Annotated in this window: 19 protein-coding genes; 12 read left to right on the top strand and 7 right to left on the bottom strand. The window is 70.9% G+C overall.

All coding sequences use genetic code 11. The annotated features are described in order from the left end of the window. Positions 1-52 precede the first annotated feature (52 nt). Positions 53-1,858 carry an RICIN domain-containing protein gene (locus O1R50_RS17450; RefSeq protein WP_270111416.1) on the top strand — a complete coding sequence of 602 codons (1,806 nt, stop codon included), beginning with the start codon at positions 53-55 and terminating at the stop codon, positions 1,856-1,858. A gap of 35 nt (positions 1,859-1,893) precedes the next feature. Here O1R50_RS17450 and O1R50_RS17455 read toward each other — a convergent pair whose 3' ends face one another. Next, positions 1,894-2,937, bottom strand: a complete 1,044-nt coding sequence (locus tag O1R50_RS17455) for a LacI family DNA-binding transcriptional regulator (protein ID WP_270111417.1) — start codon at positions 2,935-2,937, stop codon at positions 1,894-1,896. Between the two features lie 151 nt (positions 2,938-3,088). Between O1R50_RS17455 and O1R50_RS17460 the strand changes: the two genes are divergently transcribed. The 4 genes from O1R50_RS17460 to O1R50_RS17475 all read left to right on the top strand — a co-directional run bounded on the left by O1R50_RS17460 (position 3,089) and on the right by O1R50_RS17475 (position 7,237). Then, entirely contained in the window at positions 3,089-3,694 is a 606-nt protein-coding gene (locus O1R50_RS17460) for an RICIN domain-containing protein (RefSeq protein WP_270111418.1), read from the top strand. Positions 3,695-3,773: 79 nt separating this feature from the next. After that, positions 3,774-4,673, top strand: coding sequence for an alpha/beta hydrolase family protein (locus tag O1R50_RS17465; protein ID WP_270111419.1), 900 nt, complete (start codon positions 3,774-3,776; stop codon positions 4,671-4,673). 11 nt (positions 4,674-4,684) lie between these two features. Continuing rightward, positions 4,685-6,310, top strand: coding sequence for a glycoside hydrolase family 43 protein (locus O1R50_RS17470; RefSeq protein WP_270111420.1), 1,626 nt, complete (start codon positions 4,685-4,687; stop codon positions 6,308-6,310). Between the two features lie 183 nt (positions 6,311-6,493). Beyond that, positions 6,494-7,237, top strand: a complete 744-nt coding sequence (locus O1R50_RS17475) for an alpha/beta hydrolase (RefSeq protein WP_270111421.1) — start codon at positions 6,494-6,496, stop codon at positions 7,235-7,237. 48 nt (positions 7,238-7,285) lie between these two features. On the opposite strand, the gene O1R50_RS17480 is transcribed toward O1R50_RS17475, so the two are convergent. Beyond that, positions 7,286-7,681, bottom strand: a complete 396-nt coding sequence (locus O1R50_RS17480; protein ID WP_270111422.1) for a RidA family protein — start codon at positions 7,679-7,681, stop codon at positions 7,286-7,288. A gap of 109 nt (positions 7,682-7,790) precedes the next feature. Between O1R50_RS17480 and O1R50_RS17485 the strand changes: the two genes are divergently transcribed. After that, positions 7,791-8,753 (top strand): helix-turn-helix transcriptional regulator, encoded by a 963-nt coding sequence (locus O1R50_RS17485; RefSeq protein WP_270111423.1) that lies wholly within the window; start codon positions 7,791-7,793, stop codon positions 8,751-8,753. A gap of 11 nt (positions 8,754-8,764) precedes the next feature. Here the strand turns inward: O1R50_RS17485 and O1R50_RS17490 are convergent, their stop codons facing one another. The 5 genes from O1R50_RS17490 to O1R50_RS17510 all read right to left on the bottom strand — a co-directional run bounded on the left by O1R50_RS17490 (position 8,765) and on the right by O1R50_RS17510 (position 14,885). After that, positions 8,765-9,769: an NAD-dependent epimerase/dehydratase family protein gene (locus O1R50_RS17490; protein WP_270111425.1), complete on the bottom strand. Its 1,005-nt coding sequence runs from the start codon at positions 9,767-9,769 to the stop codon at positions 8,765-8,767. 67 nt (positions 9,770-9,836) lie between these two features. Continuing rightward, on the bottom strand, positions 9,837-10,970 hold the full coding sequence (locus O1R50_RS17495; protein ID WP_270111426.1) for a trans-sulfuration enzyme family protein: 1,134 nt from the start codon (positions 10,968-10,970) through the stop codon (positions 9,837-9,839). A gap of 47 nt (positions 10,971-11,017) precedes the next feature. Continuing rightward, positions 11,018-12,229, bottom strand: coding sequence for an MFS transporter (locus O1R50_RS17500; protein ID WP_270111427.1), 1,212 nt, complete (start codon positions 12,227-12,229; stop codon positions 11,018-11,020). A gap of 156 nt (positions 12,230-12,385) precedes the next feature. Next, the gene (locus O1R50_RS17505) at positions 12,386-13,594 is read right to left on the bottom strand and encodes an ROK family transcriptional regulator (RefSeq protein WP_270111428.1); all 1,209 of its coding nucleotides are present in this window, start codon (positions 13,592-13,594) and stop codon (positions 12,386-12,388) included. Between the two features lie 64 nt (positions 13,595-13,658). Then, a complete protein-coding gene (locus tag O1R50_RS17510; RefSeq protein WP_270111429.1) occupies positions 13,659-14,885 on the bottom strand; it encodes an ROK family transcriptional regulator in 1,227 nt (408 codons plus the stop codon). 146 nt (positions 14,886-15,031) lie between these two features. Here O1R50_RS17510 and O1R50_RS17515 point away from each other — a divergent pair, with 146 nt between their 5' ends. The 6 genes from O1R50_RS17515 to O1R50_RS17540 are packed head-to-tail and all read left to right on the top strand — an operon-like array spanning position 15,032 to position 22,643. Next, positions 15,032-16,708 (top strand): ABC transporter substrate-binding protein, encoded by a 1,677-nt coding sequence (locus tag O1R50_RS17515; protein WP_270111430.1) that lies wholly within the window; start codon positions 15,032-15,034, stop codon positions 16,706-16,708. Positions 16,709-16,739: 31 nt separating this feature from the next. Next, positions 16,740-17,729 (top strand): ABC transporter permease, encoded by a 990-nt coding sequence (locus tag O1R50_RS17520; protein WP_270111431.1) that lies wholly within the window; start codon positions 16,740-16,742, stop codon positions 17,727-17,729. Between the two features lie 15 nt (positions 17,730-17,744). Continuing rightward, complete coding sequence (locus O1R50_RS17525; protein ID WP_270111432.1) at positions 17,745-18,791, top strand: ABC transporter permease; 1,047 nt, start codon at positions 17,745-17,747, stop codon at positions 18,789-18,791. Continuing rightward, entirely contained in the window at positions 18,788-19,672 is an 885-nt protein-coding gene (locus tag O1R50_RS17530; RefSeq protein WP_270111433.1) for an ABC transporter ATP-binding protein, read from the top strand. Before O1R50_RS17525 ends, O1R50_RS17530 begins: the two co-directional genes overlap by 4 nt. Continuing rightward, positions 19,669-20,574: an ABC transporter ATP-binding protein gene (locus O1R50_RS17535; protein WP_270111434.1), complete on the top strand. Its 906-nt coding sequence runs from the start codon at positions 19,669-19,671 to the stop codon at positions 20,572-20,574. The genes O1R50_RS17530 and O1R50_RS17535 overlap by 4 nt, the downstream gene beginning before the upstream one ends. Further along, entirely contained in the window at positions 20,571-22,643 is a 2,073-nt protein-coding gene (locus tag O1R50_RS17540; RefSeq protein ID WP_270111435.1) for a beta-galactosidase, read from the top strand. The genes O1R50_RS17535 and O1R50_RS17540 overlap by 4 nt, the downstream gene beginning before the upstream one ends. Positions 22,644-22,653: the final 10 nt, after the last annotated feature.

Raw genomic sequence — 22,653 nt, forward strand, 5'->3', positions numbered from 1 at the left:
TCCCGGCTCCGGCCGCTCCCTCCATCCGTGAAAACCCGAATCTGGAGCTCGCATGAGACTGAGAGCGCTCACATCCCGAGGTCGCGGCACTGCCGCGCTCCTCCTCGCCTTCCTGATGGTCCTATCCGCCCAGCTTCTCGCCCCGCAAGCGGCCCAGGCGCAGACAGGCCTCACCGTCAACCTCGCCTCGAACGCCGGACCCTCCACCGGCGTGGGACTCGGCTTCCTCTACGGCGTCAACGCGGACGGCTCGCAGCCGCCCGCCTCGCTGCTCGACCCCCTGCGCATGAACGCGTTCCGCGGCGGCGGGCACGTCTCGCGCGGCTGGATCGAGGACGGCTACCGCAACGGCCAGGCCACCCAGGCCGTGCTCTCCTCGATCACCTCCCAGGCGAGGCGCTTCACCGCCGCCCCGTACAACGCCCAGTACCAGGCCATCCTCAGCGACATGTACGGCGCGTACGGCGGCCAGGGCGCGAACACCATGTACCCCTGCGACAACGGCAACTGCTCGAACTGGGTGACCTTCCTGGAGACCGTCGTCGGGCAGCTGCGCGACACGGGCCTGCCGATCAGCTACGACATCTGGAACGAGCCCGACATCGACATCTTCTGGACGCGCGGGGTCAACAGCCCCCAGTACTTCCAGATGTGGGACACCGCGGTGCGCACCATCCAGCGCGTCGACCCCGACGCGGAGATCGTCGGGCCGTCCTTCGCGTACACGCCCGACCGCCGCCCCGAGCAGTGGCGGACCTTCCTCTCCCATGTGAAGGCCGCCGGGACCCTGCCGGACATGATCGCCAACCACACCCTCGGCAACGTCGACGACCCGGTGGCCGTCGGCGACTCCACCCTCGCCGCGCTGTCCGCCAACGGCATCCCGGCGCTTCCGCTGTCCGCCAACGAATACCAGCCGCAGAACATGCAGACCGCCAACGTCACCGCCTGGTACCTGGCCCGGTTCGCCCAGTCCGACTACGACAACGCGATCCGCGGCAACTGGTTCTGCTGCCTCGCCCCGAACCTGACCGGGCTGCTGACCCAGACCGGGAGCACCTGGTCGCCCACCGGCAACTGGTGGGTGATGAAGTCCTATGCGGACATGACCGGGACGCTCCTCCAGACCTCCGGCCAGGTGAACGGCACCGCCATCTCCGCCTCGAAGGACGAGGCCGCCCGCCGGGCGGTGGCCGTGCTCGGGAACATCAACGGCGCCACGGGATCCACGTCCGTCACCTTCAACGGGCTGGCCTCGGTTCCGTGGCTCACCGAGGGCGGAAACGTCCACGTCACGGTCAACCGCATCCCCGAGGCGGCTCCGCTGAGCGCGCCGCAGGTCGTGTACAGCCAGGACGTCAGCACCGCGAGCGGTTCCATCACGGTCCCGTTCAGCATCCAGAACGCCCGCGACGCGTACTCGGTCTACCTCACCCCGGCGACCGGCGGCGGTGGCGGCGACACCGGTCAGCTCCGCTCGGCGGCCTCGGGCCGGTGCCTCGACGTGCCGAACTCGACGACCACCGCGGGGACCCGGGTCCAGATCTGGGACTGCCACAGCGGCATCAACCAGCAGTGGGCGCTCAGCGACTCCGGCGAACTCTCGGTCTACAGCGGAGAGTCGCGGCGCTGCCTGGACGCCTATGAGAACCAGACGACCGCGGGCACGCCGGTGATCATCTGGAACTGCCACGGCGGCGCGAACCAGCGCTGGTCGCTCCAAGCCGATGGCACCGTGAGGAACTCGCTGTCCGGCCTGTGCCTCGACGTGAACGGCGCGGCCACGGCCAACGGCACCCAAGCGGTGCTGTGGACCTGCCACGGCCGCTCCAACCAGCAGTGGACCCTCGGGCGGTAGATCCGGCCGGATTCCAAGCTCCGCCCGCCCGCGATTCAGCGGGCGGGCGGAGCGGTGCTGGAGCGCACGACGAGCTCGGTGGCGATCTCTACGCGGCGTTTGGCCGGCGGGCGGTCCGCCGCGAGGTCGAGGAGCATCGCGGCGGCGGTGGCCGCCATGTCGTGGAGCGGCTGGCGGACCGAGGTGAGCGGCGGGATCATCCACTTCGCCTTCGGCAGGTCGTCGAAGCCGACCACGCTGAGGGCCTCGGGCACGCGTATGCCCAGTTCGGCGGCGGCGTGGTAGACGCCGAGCGCCGAGCCGTCGTTGCACGCGAAGATCGCCGTGGGCGGGTCGGGGAGGCGCAGCAGGGACCTGGCGTGGTCGCGGCCGTCCTCGATCTGGAAGTCGCCCAGGCACACCAGCGCCGGGTCGACCGGTACACCCGCGAGGTCCATCGCGGCGCGGAAGCCGTCGAGCCGGGCCCGTCCGGCGAGGACCCGCTCGGGACCGGTGATGACGGCGATGCGGCGGTGCCCGAGTTCGAGGAGGTGCCGGGTGGCCTCCAGTCCGCCGTTCCAGTTGCTGGTGCCCACCGACGGGTCGTCGTGGCCGGGTTCGCCGGTCGGATCGACGGCGACGATCGGGATGTCCCTGGCGCGCAAGCGCTCCCGCTGGTCCTCGGTGACGCCGCAGAAGACGGGGATGACGCCGACGGGGCGGCGGGCCAGGACGTCCTCGACCCAGCCCCGGCCGGGCACGTGGCTGCCGCCGAGTTCGGAGACCACGACGCCGAGGCCGTTCGTGCGCGCGACGGTGCTGACCCCGTTGATGACCTCGACCGGGTAGAGCCCGCGGACCTCGTGGAAGACCAGTTCGATGAGCGGGGCGGGGCGCGAGGCCCGCTTCTGGCGGCGGTAGCCGTACTGGCGGATGAGCGTCTCGACGAGCTCCCGGGTCTCGGGCGCGACGTCGAGGCGCCCGTTCACGACTTTGGAGACAGTGGCGACGGAAACGCCCGCGCGCGCGGCGAGCTGCGCGATCGTGAACGGCTCGTCCTGGGACGCAGGATCGGCTGGGGAGTCGGGGGAGGAGGTCATTCGAGGATTCTAGCTGCGGTTGCGCCGAATACTCCGGGTCGATCCCCGTTCCACTCTTGACAGGCATCGAACGTTATCGATAACTTATATCCGGAAGTTTCGATTTATGGATCGAAAGTTTCGCTCCGACTATCCTTGAGGGAGTCCCCCGATGCACCCGGCACCCGACCTCGCGGTCCTCACCCGGTGGTCCCGCATCCTGACCGCGCTGGCGGTCGCGGTCGTGCTCGCCACGGCCGGGCTGATCGGCCTCGGCGCGACCCGTGCCGAAGCCCAGCCGACCGCCAGCGACTGGTACACCGTGCAGTCGCGCCACTCCGGCCTCGTCCTCGACATCCAGGGCGCCTCGACCGCGACCGGCGCGATCCTCACCCAGTACACCGACTGGGAGGGCACGAACCAGCAGTTCAGGTTCATCGACCTCGGCACCGGCTACTACAAGATCCAGGTGAGGCATTCCGGGCTGGTGCTCGACGTCTGGAACCTCAGCACCGCCAACGGCGCCACCATCGCGCAGTACACCGACCTCGGCGGCGCCAACCAGCAGTGGCGGGTCACCAAGGACTCGGCCGGCTACTACTCGATCATCAGCCGCCACTCCGGCAAAGCCCTCGACGTCTACAACTGGTCGACCAGCGCCGGCTCCCAGATCGTGCAGTACACCCCGACCGGCGCTTCGAACCAGCAATGGTCCCTCAACCCCGTCGCCGCTAACTGCGGCACCGACACCGTCCTCGCCGGCATCGACGAGGCCTGAGTCCGATCCCCCCATGGGGCGGTCGGCGCTAGTGAGCGATACCAACCGACCGCCCCACCCTTCAAAGGAAAGTGAATTCATGCAGCGCAGAACCGTCCTGAGCCTCACCGCCGCCGCGACCGCCACCGCCGCGGCGGGCATGATCGCGCCTACTCCGGCCCTGGCTCGGCACGCACCTGCCAGGAAGTTCGCGATCGGCTGGCGCGAGTTCGCGTGGAGCCGCGGCACCCGCCGCCTCACGACACGGATCTTCTACCCCGCCACCGGCACCCCCGGCGGGGACCCCGTCAAGGACGCCCCGCTCGCCCCCGGGAAGTTCCCCGTCTGCGAGTTCAGCCACGGCCTCGGCGGCAACCCCGAGAGCTACGGCGTCATGAGCTGGCCCCTCGTCGAAGCCGGGTTCATCGTCCCCTCGCCCGTGTTCCCCACGACTACGACGGGAGCCGAAGGCAACGTCGGCGACGTCTACAACGGCAACCAGTCCAAGGACGTCTCCGAAGTCCTCTCGCGCACGCTCGCCCTCAACGAGAAGGGCTCCGGCGACCCGTTCGAGAACCGGATGCATCTCGCCAACGGCGTCGGCGTCGCCGGACACTCCTTGGGCGGCATGACCACCCACGGGCTCCTCACCGCCTGGCCCGACAGCCGCATCACCGCCGCGATCCCCTTCGCGTGCATCGACATGGGCACTCCCGCCGTCGCAGCGAAGGTCCTCTTCGTGCACGGCGACCAGGACACGCTCACCCACTACGACCTGGCCCGCCAGGCCTACGCCGAACTGCCCGCCCCGAAGGCCTTCATGACCCACACCGGGCAGGGTCACGACGAGTACATCTGGAACGGCCCCACCTACCCGCAGACCGTCGCCACCAGCATCGACTGGATGCGCTGGGCCCTCTACGGCGACGAGCACGCCCGCGATCGCCTCGCAACCGACGCCTCCGGCGGCGGCATCGTCTGGGAAGCCGAACTCGACTGAGGAGTACCACCGTGAACTGGATCGACCACGCCCTCAAACACGAAGCCAATCGACGCCGCCTGCTCATCGCGGGCGCAGGACTCGCCGCGGGAGCAGCAGCCGCCGTGTACGCGCCTTACACCCTCGGCCAGGCCGAGGCCCAGCAGACCAGCTACGCGAACCCCGTGGTGTGGCAGGACTTCGCCGACGTCGAGGTCATCCGCGTCGGCTCGGACTTCTACATGACCGCGTCCACGATGCACTACTCGCCCGGAGCGCCCGTGCTGCACTCGCGGGACCTCGTCAACTGGGAGTTCATCGGCCACTCCGTGCCGAAACTCGACTTCGGCGCCAAGTACGACCTCAACGGCGGCCGCGGCTACGTACGCGGCATCTGGGCGTCGACGATCGCCCACCGCCCCAGCGAGAACCGCTTCTACTGGCTCGGGCAGATCGACTTCGCCCGGTCCTACATGTACACCGCCGCGAACCCCGCCGGACCCTGGACCCGCCACGCCGACCTGCCCCGCGCCTACTACGACGCCGGGATGCTCGTCGACACCGACAACACGATGTACGTCGCCTACGGCAACACCCAGATCTCCGTCGCCCAGCTCTCCGCCGACGGCAAGACCGAGGTCCGCAACCAGCAGGTCTTCTCAACGCCATCGAACATCGGCACCCTCGAAGGCTCGCGCTTCTACAAGATCAACGGGAACTACTACATATTCCTCACCCGCCCCGCCAACGGCCAGTACATCCTCAAGTCCTCGTCCCCTTGGGGCCCTTACACACTCCGGCAGGTCCTGCTCGACATGCCCGGCCCCATCCCCGGCGGTGGCGTCCCGCACCAGGGCGGGCTCGTCTCGACGCCGAACGGCGCCTGGTACTACATGGCCTTCGTCGACGCCTACCCCGGCGGCCGGATGCCCGCCCTCGCGCCCATCACCTGGACCGCCGACGGCTGGCCGCAGGTCACCACCGTCAACGGCGCCTGGGGGCAGACCTACCCGTTCCCGAACCTCACCCCGCACCCGGTCCCGCCGCTCACCGGCGCGGACACCTTCACCGCCGCGACCCTGGCGGCGAAATGGGAGTGGAACCACAACCCCGACGACACGAAGTGGACCACCGGGAACGGCCTCAGACTCCAGACCGCCACCGTCACCAACGACCTCTACTCGGCCCGCAACACGCTCACCCACCGGATCCAGGGCCCGAGTTCCACCGCCACCGTCGAACTCGACCTCGCGTCCATGAGGGACGGCGACCGCACCGGCCTCGCGATGCTGCGCGACGCCTCCGCGTGGATCGGCGTCCGCCGCGACAACGGCGTCCTGCGGGCCGTCATGCGGGACGGCCTGACCATGGACTCGAACTGGAACACCACCGGCACCGGCACCGAACGCGCCACCGCCGACCTGTGCGATACCCGGATCTGGCTGCGCGCCAAGGCCGACATCCGGCCCGGCTCGGGACGCCAGGCCCAGTTCTCCTACAGCACGGACGGCGCGACCTTCGTCCCCCTCGGACCGAACTTCACGCTCAACAGCAACTGGACCTTCTTCATGGGCTACCGCTTCGCCGTCTTCAACCACGCCACCCAGGCCCTCGGCGGCGCCGTCACCGTCAAGCGGTTCGAGGTCGCGACCCCCTAAGACACGCGGCGCGGCAGCCGTCGCACCCGGCATCGGCTGCCATGGCACCGCCCGGCCACACCGTCAAAAGCGCAGGTGGCACCGGGCGGTTTTCGCCGTGCCCACGCCACCGTGAGCGCTCACATTCCGGGAGGACCCTCGACCGGAGCCGCGCTCCCATCGCAGCCTGTTACGTTGCGATGCATGGAACCCCTGGACGTCCAACACGAAGGCCGCACCCTCCGCGGCACCCTGCACCTCCCGCAGTCGGGCCCGGCCCCCGCGGTCGTGCTGTGCCACGGCTTCTCCGGCACCCGCACCGAGTTCGGGCACATGTTCGTGCGCCTCGGCAAGCGCCTCGCCGAACGCGGCATCGCCGCCTACCGCTTCGACTTCGCCGGCGGCGGCGAATCCGACGGCGCATACGCCGACATCACCGTCTCCGACCAGGTCGCCCAAGCGCTGGCCGCGCTGGACGAAGTCGGCCGCCACCCGGGCGTCGACGCCGACCGGCTCTCCCTCCTGGGCATGAGCCTCGGCGGCCTCACCGCCTCGCTCGCGGCGGCGAAGCGCCCGGTCCGCTCCCTCGCGCTCTGGGCCCCGGCCGCCATCGCGGTCGCCGCCGAGGTCAACCGCCACCGCCAGGCCGTCATCGCCGAGCACGGCTACGACGACTTCGGCGGCACCCCGATCTTCAAGCGCTACGCAGACGACGCCGAGTCGATCGACGCCTTCGCGGATGCCAAGGGCCACACCGGACCCGTGCTCCTCGCCGCCGGCACGGAGGACAACGTCTTCGGCCCCCACGTCTTCGACGGCTACCAGGACCTCTACGGCGACCGGCTCGAATACCACCGCCTCGACGGCGTCGGCCACGGCTTCGAGACCGTCCCGGCCCGCGAGCACCTGCTCGAACTCACCGAGGCATTCATCCTCCGCCACGCTTAGGCACCGTTCCTCGTGCCGGGGTGATCCGGCACGAGGAACGGCGGGCGACTATGCGACGGCAGTGCCCTCGAGCTCGACCATCTGCCCCGGAACCGCCAACCGCGCCACCCCGAGCATCGTCGTCGCGGGCGACACCCGAGCGGCACCGAGCCGCGCGGCCAGCACCCCGTAATGCGGGAACAGCAGATCCACATCCGTCGTGTACACGTTGAGCCGCACCAGGTTCGCGAGCGACATCCCGGCCGCCGCAAGCACCGCCTCCAGGTTGTCGAGGCTCAGCGCGAGCTGCCCCGCCATGTCGCCCTCGTGCTGCGGCTTGCCGTCCCCGTCCATCGCGGTCTGCCCCGAGCAGTACAGGGTCCGGGTGTGCCCGGCCACCAGCTCGCCCTGGTTGAACCCCAGCTCGAGCGACCATTCCACCGGGTTGACCGCGGTTCGTTCCATCGCCACAACGGCTCCATTCCATGCGCATCGACGGCCCCTTGCCGCCGCAGGAACGAGCTTCGCAACCAATCACGACATCCTGTGTCAGGTATTCCCGTAGAGTTTCCCCATGCGCGCCGACCGACTGGTCTCCCTCGTCCTCCTGCTGCGCCAGCGCGGCCGGATGACCGCCGAAAGCCTCGCCGATGAACTGGAGGTCTCCACCCGCACCGTCCTGCGCGACATCGAAGCGCTCTCCGCCGCGGGCGTCCCCGTCTACGCCGAACGCGGCCGCCACGGCGGCTTCGCGCTCCTGCCCGGCTTCCGGACCGAGCTCACCGGGCTCAACCACGAAGAGGCCCTTGCACTTCTGACCGCCGGTTCGGGGCGCGGCGAGCGGGCGTTCGGGCTCGGCCCGGCGCTGGCCTCGGCGTTGCGCAAGGTGGTGGACGCCCTGCCCGAGCGCCATCAGGCGAGCGTGGGGGACGCGGCGAGCCGGTTCCTCGTCGAGCCGGAGACGGACCTGCTCTCGCGGCGGACGGTCGCCGAGCCGGTGCCGGAGGCGGTCATGCACGAGGTCAGGCGCGCGGTGCTCGCCGGGCGGCGCCTCCGCCTCCATTACGCGGCGACCGGTGCGGCGCCGGAGTGGCGCACCGTGGATCCGCTCGGCCTGGTCACCGTGCGGGACCGCGCCTACCTGCTGGCGACGCGCTCAGGCGCTGACCGCACGTACCGGCTCTCGCGTTGCCTTGCGGCCGAAGCGCTTCCCGATCCCGCCGAGCGACCCGCCCGGGTGGATCTGGACCGGATCTGGCGGGAGCGGAGCGCGCGGTTCCTGTCCGAGGGCCACCTGACCGTGCAGGTCCGGGTCGGGGCGGAACGGCGGGACGACCTCCTGCGGTCGGCGGTGGCCGTCCGCGCGGAGACGCCCGAGCCGGACGGCCGGCTGCGTCTTGAGGTCACCTACCAGGACGCCGAGCACGCCGAATGGGCGCTGTGGCAGCTCGGCGCGGACGCGGAAGCCCTTGCGCCGCAGTCATTGAGGGCCGCATTGCACGACCGCGCCGCCGCGTTCGCGGCCCGCTACCGCTGATCGGACCCGGCTCACCGGGGCGGTGTCAGCGGTTCGCTTCCCAGCGGGCGCGGGACGGGCAGATCGAGTTCGCCGTTGTCGATGAGCCAGCGGAGTGATTCGAGGACGGCCTGCTCGGGTTCGTACGCCGGGGCGTATCCCAAGCGGGCCTTGGCCTTCTCGATGGTGAAGCACTGGCTGCGGTCGAGGTGGCCCCACGAGGCGTCGGCGTACCCGGGTTCGGTGCTGGCGCGGAACTCCTCCCAGGTCACGGATTCGAGGGTCGCTGTCCGGCCGAACCAGGCGGCGGCGATGTCGGCGTAGCCGCGGACGCTGAGCGCGGTGGGGGCGACGATGTTGAAGTCCTCGCCCGCGGCGGCGTCGCGGTTCGCGATGGCCAGTTCGAAGGCCTGGGCGAGGTCGTCGGCGTGGACGTGGTGCATCATCTCGGTGCCGCTGCCGGGCACACGCAGGGCCTGCCCGGTCGCGAGGGCGGACCAGACGGCCGGGTCGAGGTTGCCGAGCGGGCCGATCGGGTGCCAGCCGGGGCCGACGATGTGCCCGGGGTGGATGGTGGTGGTGACGAGGCCGCCGGATGCGGTCTCCTGCTTGAGCATCCGCGCGATGCGGTCCTTCTGGATGCCGTACTCGTCGAGGGGCGGTTCCGTCGAGTCGGCGCCTTCGGCGATGGGGAGCTTGCGGCTCTTGCCGTAGCGCCAGATGGAGCCGCAGTGGAGGAGGTGTGCGGCGCGGCCGCGCAGCGCCTCGACGAGCGCGGTCGCCGATTCGAGGGTGAAGCAGACGAGGTCGACGACGACGTCCGGTTCGAGGTCGAGGACCGTGGCGCCGAAGACGCCTTCCGCGTCCTGTCGCTCGCGGTCGGCGGCGACCTGCCGGACCTGCCGCCATTCGGGCGCGTCAATGTAGGCGGTGCTGGTGCCGCGGCTGATGTTGACGACTTCGTGTCCGGCGCGCACGAGGCGCGGGACGAGGAAGGTGCCGATGTGGCCGGAGCCGCCGATGACGACGATGCGCATGCTGTGGTTCTCCTATCGGGTCGCGACGCGGCGAAGTGTACCGGCGGCGTGGCGGCCCTGCCAGGTGCTAGTCCCCGAGGGCCTGCGCGAAGTCGGCGACCAGGTCCGCGGCCCCTTCGATGCCCGCCGAGAACCTGATGTCGGCCCCGGACGGGCCCGGCAGGCCGAGCGGGGGATGGCCGCCCGCGGCGGGGCGGGTGACGAGCGATTCGACGCCGCCGAGGCTCGATGCCGCGTACGGCAGTCGCAGGGACTTGACGAGCACTTCGGCCGCCTCCGCGCCGCCGACCGGCCGGAACGAGAGCACCGAACCGTAGCCGTCGAACCAGGCGGCCGCCCGGTCGTGGTCGGGGTGCGACGCCAGTCCGGGGTAGCTGACCTGTGCGATCCTCTCGTGCGCCGCAAGGTATTCGGCGACGGCCATCGCGTTGGCGTTCTGCTGGCGGACGCGCAGCGCGAGCGTCTTGAGCCCGCGCGAGAGCAGGAACGCCCCGTGCGGGTCGAGTGCGGCGCCGTACGCGTTGAGCACTGAGGCGACGCGTTCGATCCGTGCGCGTGAGCCGGTCACGGCCCCGGCGGAGAGGTCGGAATGCCCGTTGAGCGCTTTGGTCGCGGAGTGGCAGACGAGGTCGAAGCCGATCGTGTGCGGTTGGAAGACGACGGGTGTCGCGAGGGTGTTGTCGATGATCGAGGTCAGCCCGTGCTCGCGTGCGAAGCCCGCCGCTCCCGCGAGGTCGCCGACCCTGATGTCGGGGTTGGTGATGGTCTCGGTGAGGAACGCCTTCGTATCGGGGCGCACCACCTTCCGCCACGATTCGGCGTCGCCGGGGTCGACGAGGTCGAAGGTCCAGCCGAGCCGTTCGGCGTGCTCGGCGAGGAACTGCTGGGTGCCGCCGTAGAAGGCCCCGGCCGCGATGAGGTGGTCTCCCGCGCCGAGTGCACTGTGGAGCGCGGCGGTGATCGCGGCCATCCCCGAGGCGGTGGCGACGGCGGCTTCCGCGCCTTCCAGGGCCGCGAGCCTGCCGTGCAGGTGCCGCTGCGAAGGGTTGGTGCCGAGCCGGATGTACGGCATCTCGCCGCCGGTATCGGCCTCGAACACCGTGCCCTGGTAGATCGGGAAGACCACCGAGCCGCCGCGGCCCGGCCGCGGCTCGCCGCCGTGCACCGCCAGGGTCTCGAACCGGGTGCGCCTGTCGCTCATAGGGCTGACGCTACGACGGCGCCCGGTCCCGGATCAACGAAATGCCCTTAACTTTCGCTTACGTTCGCGCGGTCGGCGACCGGTTCGGCCTCTGCTTCGACCCTGGCGGTCGCCTTCATCGACGCTGCGGTGGCCAGCGCCGCGAGGGCGAGCGCGGCTCCCGTGAGCGCGATGCTCCGCGGCCCCGCGTGGGTGAGGGTGAGGCCGCCGAGGGAGGAGCCGAGGGCGATGCCGATGTTGAACGCGATCGAGTTCCCGGCCGACGCGGTGTCGGTGCTGCCGGGCGCGAACTCCATGACGCGGTTCTGCAGGGCAGGGATGAGCGCGCCCATCGCCAGCCCGGTGAGGATGATGGTCGCCGCGGCTGCCCAGGGGTTCGTACCGAACGCGAACATGGCGAGCAGCGCGGCGAGGAGTACGCCCACCGGGAGCGCCACGGCCAGCCGCTGGTTCCGGTCGGAGAGGGCGCCGCCCGCTGCGATCCCGCCGAAGTCGGCCAGGCCGCGCGCCAGGAGCAGCGGCCCCAGGAGCGCCGCCGATATCCCGGCGACCGCCGTGACGAACGTCGAGGTGTAGGTGAAGGCGGCGAAGAACCCGCCGACCGCGAGCGTGCTGGTGACGAGCACCAGCGTGTACTGGCGCGCGTCGGGCGTGGTGCCGCGCCCGGCGTGCTCGTTCCGGATCGGTTTTGCGGGCAGAGCGGTCACGAGCGTGAGCAGGGCCAGCAGTCCCAGCCCGGAGAAGGCGAGGAAGGTGGTCTGCCAGTTCGCCGCCTGGCCCAGCCAGGTCCCGGCCGGCACGCCGAGCATCGGCCCGATGGACCCGCCGGTGAAGACCACGGCCATGACGCGGCCGCGCACGTGCGCGGGGAACATCCCGGCGGCCACAGGTGCGACGATGCCCCAGAACACGGCCTGGCTGAGCGCGGTCGCCACGCGCGCCGCGAAGAGCAGTTCGTACGTGGGGGCCGCGGCCGAAAGCGCCGTCGCGGCGACGAGGACGGCCATGAGCCCGAGGAGCAGCGGGCGGCGCGGCACGTTGCCGACCAGTTTCACCAGCGGCAGCGTGAGCACGGCGACGGTGACGCTGTAGCCCGTGACCAGCAGCCCCACTTGGGAAGGGGAGACGTCGAGGTCGGCGGCGATCTCGGAGAGCAGCCCGACCGGGACGGTCTCCACGGTCACGTAGCAGAACGCGGCCACCGCGAGCGCGAGCAGCGCCGCCACCGATCGTCGATCGAAATCGGACAGTATGGTCATCTGGTTTCACCTCGGTCGCTTCGAGCGCCGTTCGGGGGAACGGTCGGCTGGGCGCGCCGGATGGTGCCGCTCGAGCGACGAGGTGAAGGGGGTCGTGCATCCGGGCCGCCTCAGTCTAGGGACCGGAATCCCTACCGCGCAAGGGGATATGCGGGCTCAGTCGGCGTCGCGGTCCCGCAGGCCCGAGGACTCGAGGAAGTTCCGCAGGACCATCGCCGCGCCGCCGATGGCCGGGGCCTGGGAGACGTCGTCGGCGAGTTCGACGCGGACACTGTGGACCTGCCGCATGAACACCGACCGGTCGAGCACCTCCTGGATCGCGTCCCGGTAGCGCGGGCCGAGGTCCTCGAAGGCCCGCCCGGCGAGCACGACCCGGCCGACGTCGAACAAGTTCACCAGCGAGACGGTCGCGACGGCGAGCATCTGCGCCGAGTCGTCGATGAGCGCCGCGGCGTCCGGGTCGCCCGCGAGGGCCGCCCGGCCCAGGAGCATGAACGCGTCGAGCTGGTCGCCTTCGAGTTCGAGCCTGTTGCGCAGTTCGGGTCGCTCTTTCGCGTTGCGCACCACCGCATTCGGGCCGCCGACGATCTCGAGGCAGCCGCGGTTGCCGCAGCCGCAGACCTCGCCGAGGGCGTCCACCGAGATGTGCCCGAGCTCGACGCCGTTGGACGTCACGCCCCGGTAGGGGAACCCGTCGAGGATGACGCCCGAGCCGATGCCGCCGGACATGAACACGACCGCGAAGCTCGACGAGGCGCTTTCCTGCGCCTGCACGCCGAGGCCGGCGGCGGTGGCGTCGTTCTCGATCCGCACCGGCAGGCCCGCGGCCGCCGAGAGCTCGGCCGCGAGCGGATAGCCGCGCCACTCGGGCGCCGGGTACTCGGTGAGCAGCACGCCCGCGTCCCGGTCCTGCGGCCCGTGGGTGGCGACCCCGATGCCGAGCACGCCGTCGCGCGGGACGCCTGAATCCTCAAGCAGCGCTTCAATTCTTGCGGCGTAGTCGGCGATCACGTCCCCGGGGTGGCGGTCGCCCGATCCCGGCATCGCCCGCTGCGCCACGACGTGCCCGGCGAGGTCGACGACGACGCCGAGCGCCGTGTACCGGTCGAATTGGAGGCCGACCATGTGCCGGGCGTCGGGCTGGAGTTCGAGGAGCCGCCGCGGGGTGCCCCGGGCCGAGCGGGCCGTGCCGACCTCGTGCACCATGCCCAGCGCGATCAGCCGGCGCACCGCGTGCGTCATGGTCGCCTGCGTCAGGCCGGTGGCCTCGGCGAGCTCCACGCGGCTGACGGTGGTGCGCTCCCGGATGAGGTCGAGCACCACGGCCAGCGTGGACATCCGCGTGTCCGAGCCGAACGACCTCAATGCGACCTCCTGAACCTGGCTCGGCCTCGTGGCCGATCCGCACCACCATACTTGCCCGGCCCGCTCACCCCGATCCGATTACCGCCGGGGGCCGTGGCACGTCCACCGGCATCGTGCGCAGCACGTGCAGCGCTCCGCCGATGGCCGCGGCGGTCTCCACATTGGCGGCGAGGTGCACGCCGGGGCGGCTCAGCGCCCGGGTGAGCGCGCGCTGCTCCAGCTCGGCCGCCACCTGCCGCCGGTACAGCGGGCCGGCGGTGGCGAACGCGGGCCCGGCGAGCACCACGGTGTCCAGGTCGAAGAGGTTGACGAGGGTGACGGCGGCCTGCCCGATCCAGCGCGCGGACCGCTCCAGCAGGGCCGCGGCGGCCCTGTCGCCGGTGCGCCAGGCGCGGGCGAGCCGTTCGAAGTCGGCGAGCGTGTCCTCCGGGCCGCCCCGGATGCCGAGCCGCGCGGCGAGCGACGCGTCGGCGAGGGCCTGCGCGACCACGGTGCCCGGGCTCGCCTCGGCCTGGGCGCAGCCGTTGTTGCCGCACAGGCAGGGCGCGCGGCCGCCGCCGAGCGCGATGTGCCCGATCTCGACTGCGTTCGAGGTCCGGCCCCGGTAGCTCTCGCCGTCCACGATCACGCCGCCGCCGATGCCGGAGGCCATGTAGATCAGCCCGAACGTGTCGGCGGGGACGGTCCCGGCCCACTGCTCGCCGAAGGCCGCCGCGGTGGCGTCGTTCTCGAGCAGGACCGGGATGCCGAGCCGCTCGGCGAGCGTGCGCGTGAGCGGGAATTCGAGCCAGGCCGGGTCGGGCTGCGCGGTGAGTAGCATCCCGCGCTCGCGGTCCTGCGGCCCGTGCGTCACGAGCCCGGCCCCCAGGACCCGCTCGGGCGCGATGCCGCTGTGCCGCAGCAGGTCCGTGACGTGCTCGACGAGCGCGGCGATGGTCGTCTCGGGGCGCTCGCCGCCCGAGCCGCGCAGGCTCGCGCCGGCGACGCGGGTTCCGGCGAAGTCGAGCACGACGATCGTGGTGGTGGTGCGGTCGACCTGGATGCCGACGGCGTGCCAGGCCGCGGGGTCGAGTTCGAGGAGGCGGCGGGGCTGGCCGCGGCCGCGCTGGTGCCCGCGGCCGATCTCGTGCACGAGCCCGGCGTCGATGAGGCGGCGCACGGTGTTGGTGATGGTCGCGGGGGTCAGGCCGGTCCGCTCGGCGAGTTCGACGCGGCTCAGGGTGCCCTGCGTGCGGAGCAGGTCGAGCATGCGTCCGGCGGTGGTGGCGCGGCCGGCACCGGTGGCGGCCATGCGGTGCTCCCTCCCGGGCGTTCACTGAACCGAAACTTCTTCTTGACACGTTTAATTTAACGCGTTAATAATAAACACGGCGCCCGGAGCGGACGCCACCCCTCCCGTCCCGTGGGAGATCCCCCCACGGTCCTGAAAGGACAATGATGTCTCTCAACATCCGAAGGCGAAGTGCCGCGGCGCTGCTCGCGGGCGCGGCCGCGATCGGCCTGCTCGCGACGGGCTGCTCCTCAGGCGGCTCCGGCGGCAACGGCGACCCGGCCACCCTCATCGCCTACACCGGCCAGGCCGGTGACTACCAGATCAACTTCAACCCCTTCTCGCCCTCCCGGATCGGCGCCCTCGGCACGATCTACGAGCCGCTCTTCTTCCACAACAAGGCCGAGGTCTCCGACCCGGTGCCGCTCCTGGGCACCGAGTCGGCCTGGAACGAGGACGGCACCGTGCTCTCGGTGACGCTGCGCGAAGGCGTCAAGTGGAGCGACGGCGAGGCGTTCACCGCCGAGGACGTGGCCTTCACGTTCGACATGATCAAGGCGAACCCGGCGATCAACACCGGCGGTTTCGACGGCGAGGTCGCGGCGGTCGACGACACCCACGTCACCCTCACCTTCGCCGAGCCCGCGTTCGTGCGCGGACCGGACCTGCTGAGCACGCCGATCGTGCCCGAGCACCTCTGGAAGGACGTCAACCCCGCCGAAGACGTCATGGAGGAGCCCGTCGGCACCGGCGCGTACGTCCTCGACGACTTCAAGCCGCAGGCGTTCACCTACAAGGCCAACCCCGACTACTGGGGCGGCGAGCCGAAGGTGAAGCAGATCCGCTTCCTCGCGCTCTCGGGCAACCAGGCGGGCGCCGACGCGATCGCCGCGGGCACCATCGACTGGCAGACCGGTCCGATCCCGGACATCCAGAACACGCACGAGAACTTCCCGAACTACGACGCCTACACGCAGGCGCAGAACCAGATGGTCCTCGCCTCGTGCTCGAGCGCGGACATGGGCTGCGAAGGGCCGCAGACCGACCCGGCCGTGCGCCAGGCGCTCTACTACGCCATGGACCGCACGCAGATCAACAGCCTCGCGTTCATGGACACCGCCAGCGACATGTCGCCGACGTTCGCGCTGACCCCGAGCCAGGACTCCTTCGTCTCGGCCGCCGTCACCGAGAAGACCGTGCCGACCGAGCCCGACGCGGCCAAGGCCGCCGAGCTCCTCGAAGGCGCCGGCTGGACCAAGGGCGACGACGGGATCTACGCCAAGGACGGCGAGCGGCTCTCGCTCACCATCGAGATCGTGACCGGCTGGACCGACTACATCACCGCCGTCGACACGATCGCCTCGCAGGCCGCCGCGGCCGGCATCGAGGTCAAGGCCGCGCAGTCCTCCTGGAACGAGTGGACCGACAAGAAGGGCAAGGGCAACTTCCAGCTCGCCATCGACGCGCTGTGGCAGGGACCCACGGCCGACCCGTACTACCTCTACAACTACTTCTTCGACTCCGGTTCGGGTGCGAAGGTCGGCGAGGCCGCGGGCAACAACTACTCGCGGTACAACAACCCGGCGGTCGACGAGGCGATCGACGCCCTCGTGCAGCTGCCGCTCGACGACGCGGCCGCCAGGCAGCCGTACTTCGACACCATCCAGGCCGAGATCGTGCGCGACATGCCGTACATCCCGATCCTGACCGGCGGCACGACGAGCGTCTGGAACACGGCGAAGTTCACCGGCTGGCCCTCCGACGACGACCTGTACGCCTTCCCGGCGGTCTGGTCGGCGCTCGACGCCGCCGAGATCTTCAAGCACCTCGAGCCGCAGGGCTGACGCGCCCCCGTCGCCCCCGAAGGAGAACCGCATGAGCTACTTCCTGCGCAAAATCGGCTTCTACGCCGTCGCCCTGTGGGCCGCGCTGACGCTGAACTTCGCGATCCCCCGCATGCTCCCGGGCAACCCGGTCGACATCCTGCTGGCCAAACTCCAGCAGCGCGGCGGCACGGTCACACCCGAGACCAGGGAGGCCTATGCGCTGCTCCTCGGGGGCGACGACTCCCTGCCGCTGTGGCGGCAGTACTTCGACTACCTCGGCAATCTCGTCCAAGGCGACCTCGGCGTCTCGGTGAGCTACTACCCGGCGCCCGTGAGCGAGGTGATCGGCCAGTCGCTGCCGTGGACCGTCATCCTCGTCGGCCTGGCGACGATCCTCGCCGCCGTGCTCGGCGTGGCGCTCGGCGCGTTCGTCGGCTGGAAGCCGGGCACCTGGCTCGACTCGCTCATCCCCGCGACGACACTGCTCGCGGCCGTCCCGTACTTCTGGCTGGCGCTGCTGCTCACCTACCTGCTCGCCCGCGTGCTCGGCTGGTTCCCGCTGCAAGGGGGCTACGACGTCGTCCTCACCCCCGGATGGAACTGGGAGTTCATCGCCTCGGCGATCACCTACGGCTTCCTGCCCGCGCTCACGATCGTGCTCGCCTCGATCGGCGGCTGGCTGCTGGGCATGCGCAACATGATGGTCTCGACGCTCTCGGAGGACTACATCCTCACCGCCGAGGCGAAGGGCCTCTCGCCGCGGAAGATCCTGCGCTCCTACGCGTCCCGCAACGCCGTGCTGCCGTCCGTGGCGGGCTTCGCGATCTCGCTCGGCTTCGTGGTCTCCGGTTCGGTGATCACCGAGCAGGTGTTCTCGTACCCCGGCATCGGCGGGCGGCTGCTCGGCGCGGTGTCGAACAACGACTACGCGCTCATGCAGGGCCTCTTCCTCTTCATCACCCTCGCCGTGCTCGGCGCCAACCTCGTGGTCGACCTGCTGTACGGCCTGATCGACCCGCGCACCCGCGCCCGGTCCTGACGGGAGACCCGCACCATGACGAACCTGAAACCCACCAGCGAGCCCTCGGTCGCCGACAGCGCCGAACTGCTCGCCGAGACCTCCACCGAGACCGGGCGCCGCCCGCGCGCGGGCTGGCGGATGCTCCTGCCCACCATGACGCCCTGGCTGGCCATCGGCCTCGGCCTCATCATCGCCATCACCCTGTTCGGCCTCATCGGACCGTACTTCGTCGGCGACCCGCGGGCCATCCGCGACATGGGCCTGACCGGTCCCTCCGCCGAGTTCTGGCTCGGCACCACCCAGACCGGCCAGGACGTCCTGGCCCAACTCGCCTACGCCACACGGGGATCGCTCCAGATCGGCGTCATCGTCGGCCTGCTCGCCACCGCGCTCTCCGCCTTCTTCGGCATCTACGGCGCCTACCGGGGCCGCATCGTCGACGAGGCGTTCTCCCTCTTCACCAACGTGTTCCTGGTGATCCCCGGCCTGCCGCTGGTCATCGTCATCTCCGGCTTCGTTCCGGCCGAGAGCCGCGGACTGTGGACGATCGCCATCGTCCTCGCCATCACCAGCTGGGCCGGTTCCGCCCGCGTCCTGCGCGCCCAGACCCTCTCGGTGCGCAACCGCGACTACGTGGCCGCCTCGCAGGTCTCCGGCGAACGCCCCTGGCGGGTCATCGTGGTCGAGATCCTGCCGAACCTGCTCCCGGTCATCGCCTCCCAGTTCGTGTTCGCCGTCATCGCGGCGATCCTCGGCGAGGCCGGCCTGTCCTTCATCGGCCTCGGCGCCTCCAACTCCTCCACCCTCGGCACGATGCTCTTCTACGCCCAGAACGGGTTCGCCCTGTCCCTCGGCGCCTGGTGGTGGTTCATCCCGCCCGGCCTCATCATCGCGCTGTTCGGCACCGGCCTCTCCCTCGTCAACTTCTCCATCGACGAGATCATCAACCCCAAACTCAAGAACCTGCGCCTGCACCGCAAGCGCGCCCGCCGCGCGGCCCGCCTCGAACGCGAGCTCGCCCAGGCCACGCGCCGGAACGGCGGCGTGCCGACCCAGACCGCAAAGGAGTCCGCGCGATGACCGCCGCCGACCGCCGCACGGAACCGGTGCTCACCCTCGACGACCTCACCGTCGTCTACGAGACCGAGCAGCCCGTCACCGCCGTCAAGCACGCGAACCTCACCCTCCACCGCGGCGAGATCCTCGGCCTCGCGGGCGAATCCGGATGCGGCAAGACCACCCTGGCCTACGCGATCAACCGCCTCCACCGCCCGCCGGCCCGCATCGCCTCCGGCCGCATCACCTTCCACGGCGACGACGGCGACATCGACATCCTCGCCCTCGAGGACCGCGAGCTCCGGGCCTTCCGCTGGGAACGCCTCTCCATGGTCTTCCAGGGCGCCATGAACGCGCTCAACCCCGTCACCACCGTGCGCGCGCAGCTCAAGGACACCCTGCTCGCCCACCGGCCCCGGATGTCCCGCAAGGAGATCCGCGAACGCTCCGAAGACGTGCTGAAGCGCGTCGGGGTCGACCCCCGCCGCCTCGGCTCCTACCCGCACGAGCTCTCCGGCGGCATGCGCCAGCGCGTCATGATCGCCATGGCCATGCTCCTCGAGCCCCAGATCATGATCATGGACGAGCCCACCACCGCGCTCGACGTGGTCGTGCAGCGCGACATCCTCCGCGAGATCGTGCGCCTCCGCGACGAACTCGACTTCGCCGTCGTCTTCATCACCCACGACCTGCCGCTGCTGCTGGAGATCAGCGACCGCATCGCCGTGATGCTCGAAGGCGAGATCGTCGAACTCGAGACCGCCGACCGCCTCTACCGCGACGCGCAGCACCCCTACACCCGCAAGCTCCTCGGCTCCTTCCCGAGCCTCTCGGGGGAGCGGGGCGCGTTCATCCGCACCGGCATCGACGAGACCACCGACATCCTGGCCGAGGAGCGAGCATGACCAGCGTCAAGATCACCGACCTCGTCAAGGACTACACGCTCCGGGCAGGACTCAAACGCACCCGCCTGCGCGCGGTCGACCACGTGAGCCTCGAACTCACCCCCGGCCGCACCGTCGCCCTCGTCGGCGAGTCCGGCTCCGGCAAGTCCACCATCGCGAAGATCCTCACCCGCATGGAACGCCCCACCTCCGGCACCGTGGACGTGCGACTCGACGACGGCACCACCGTCTCGAACGCCCACTACCGGCGCGAAGTGCAGATGGTCTTCCAGGACCCCTTCGCCTCCCTCAACCCGTTCCACTCCATCGAGCACCACATCGCCCGGCCCCTGAAGATCCACGGCCGCACCAGGACCCAGGAGGACACCCGCGCCCGCGTCCTCGAAATGCTCGAACGCGTCAACCTCACCCCTGCCGAGACCATCGCGCCCCGGCGGCCCCACGAGCTCTCCGGCGGCCAGCGCCAGCGCGTCGCCATCGCGCGGGCCCTCGCCCCCGGCGCGCAGGTCCTCATCGCCGACGAACCGGTGTCCATGCTGGACGTATCGATCCGCCTCGGGGTCCTCAACCTCCTCGGCCGCCTGCAAAGAGAAGACCAGCTCGCGGTCCTCTACATCACGCACGACCTCGCCACCGCACGCCACTTCTCCGACGAGATCGTGGTGCTCTACCGCGGCCGGGTCGTCGAACGCGGCCCCTCCGACGCCGTGATCCTCGACCCGCACCACGACTACACGAAACTCCTCGCCCTGGCCGCCCCCGACCCCGAGCGCCCCGGAAGGGTGACCTCCGAGGCCGGTGTGGACCGCGAGGCGATCGACAACAGCACGTGCTACGACCACTTCGCGGGTGAATGGCGGGAAGCGGGCGTCCCGGCCGCGGCAGCGAGGACCGGCGCATGACCGCGGGCCCCTGGTACAGCGGCGAACCTGGCAGCGCGGTCAGAGTGAGCGTGCCGGACCCGTCCCCGCGGCCGCCCGTGCGCGTCGCCGACGGCCTGGCCTTCGGCGGCGACTACAACCCGGAGCAGTGGCCGCGCGAGGTCTGGGACGAGGACGTCGAACTCATGCGCGAGGCCGGCGTCAACCTCGTGTCGCTCGGCATCTTCGCCTGGGGCACGATCGAGACCGCCGACGGCGTCCGCGACTGGTCCTGGCTGGACGACATCGTGGATCTGCTGCACCAGGGCGGGATCGGCATCGACCTCGCCACCCCGACGGCGGCCCCGCCGAGCTGGCTCCTGGCCGCCCACCCCGAGATCGCGCCGGTCCTCGCCGACGGCTTCCGCGAGCCGCCCGGCGGGCGCCTCGCCTGGTGCGCGGCCTCTCCGGTCTTCCGCCGCTACGCGCTGCGCCATGTCGAGGCGCTGGCCGAACGCTACGGCCGCCACCCTGCGGTCCGCCTGTGGCACATAGGGAACGAGTTCGGCGGCGGGAACGCCCGCTGCTACTGCGACCTCTCGGCCGAGGCGTTCCGCGACTGGCTGCGCGAGCGCCACGGCGGCCTCGACGCGGTGAACGCCGCTTGGGGGACGCAGCAGTGGGGGCACCGCTTCGGCGCGTGGGAGGAGATCCTCCCGCCGCGCGGCCGCCACGGCGCCCCGAACCCGGGCCTGTACCTGGACTACGAGCGCTTCTCCTCCGACGCGCTGCTCTCGCAGTACCTGGCCGAGAAGGCCGTGGTCGAGCGGCATTCGGACGCACCGGTGACGACCAACCTCATGGTCGGCGCGGGCGCGCAGGTCGTCGACTACGCGACCTGGGCCCCGCACACGGCGATCGCCGCCAACGACCACTACACCCTTGTGGACGACCCGCTGCGCGAGCAGGACCTGGCCTTCGCCGCCGACCGGATGCGCGGCCTGTTCCCCGACCGGCGCCCGTGGCTGCTCATGGAGAGCTCGACCGGTTCGCCGAGCTGGCAGCGGCGCAACCGCGCCAAGGACCCCGGCGAGATCGTGCGGCACTCCCTCGGGCACGTGGCCCGCGGTTCTGACGGCGCGATGTTCTTCCAGTGGCGGGCGTCCCGCTCGGGGGCCGAGCAGTTCCACTCGGCGATGCTCCCGCACAGCGGCACCCGGTCCCGCGTCTGGCGGGAGGTGCTCGAACTCGGGCGGCATCTGAAGACCCTCAAGGAAGTGCAGGGGACGCGGGTGGAGCGGGCCCGGGCCGCGATCGTCGCCGACGACCCGGCAGGGTGGGCGCTCCAGCACGGTCTCAAACCGCACCGGGAACTGTCGTACGGGCGCGAACTGCGCGAATGGCACCGGGCCCTGTGGGAACGGAACCTCTTGTGCGACGTCGTCCCGCCCTCGGCCGATTTCGACGGCTACGACCTGGTCATCGTCCCGACGCTGCTCACCGTCGCCGAACCGGTCGCCGCCCGCCTCCGCGCCGTTCCCGAAAGGGGCGGCACGCTCCTGGTCACCTACCTTTCAGGTGTCTGCGACGCCGACAGCCAGGTGATCCCGGGCGGTTTCCCCGGCGCCTTCCGCGATGTGCTCGGCGCGTGGACCGACGAGTGCTATCCGCTCCAGGCGCATGAGACGGTCGCGTTGGACGACGGTGGGGCCGTGGCGGAATGGACCGAACGCGTGCATCTCGACGGCGCCGAGTCCGTCGTCGGCTACACCTCCGGCACGCTCGCCGGAGGTCCGGCCGTGACCCGCCGCGCGGTCGGCGACGGTGCGGCCTGGTACGTCTCGGCGCATCTGCCGTCCGACTCGATCGACCGCATCGCCGACCGCTTGACCGCCGAGACCGGACTGGCCCCGGCGGCGGAGGCCGATCCGGGCGTCGAAGCGGTGCGCCGCGTCGGCGACGGACGCTCGTTCCTGTTCCTGCTCAACCACACCGACGCCGACCGCAATGCCACAGCCGAGGGTCTCGACCTGCTCACGGGCGAATCCCTCGGTCCCATCGTCTCGATTCCCGCGAACGGCGTCCGCGTGCTGCGCGAAACGCCCGCTTGACCTCGCCATT

The sequence above is a fragment of the Glycomyces luteolus genome (assembly GCF_027622875.1).
Classification (GTDB): domain Bacteria; phylum Actinomycetota; class Actinomycetes; order Mycobacteriales; family Micromonosporaceae; genus Glycomyces; species Glycomyces luteolus.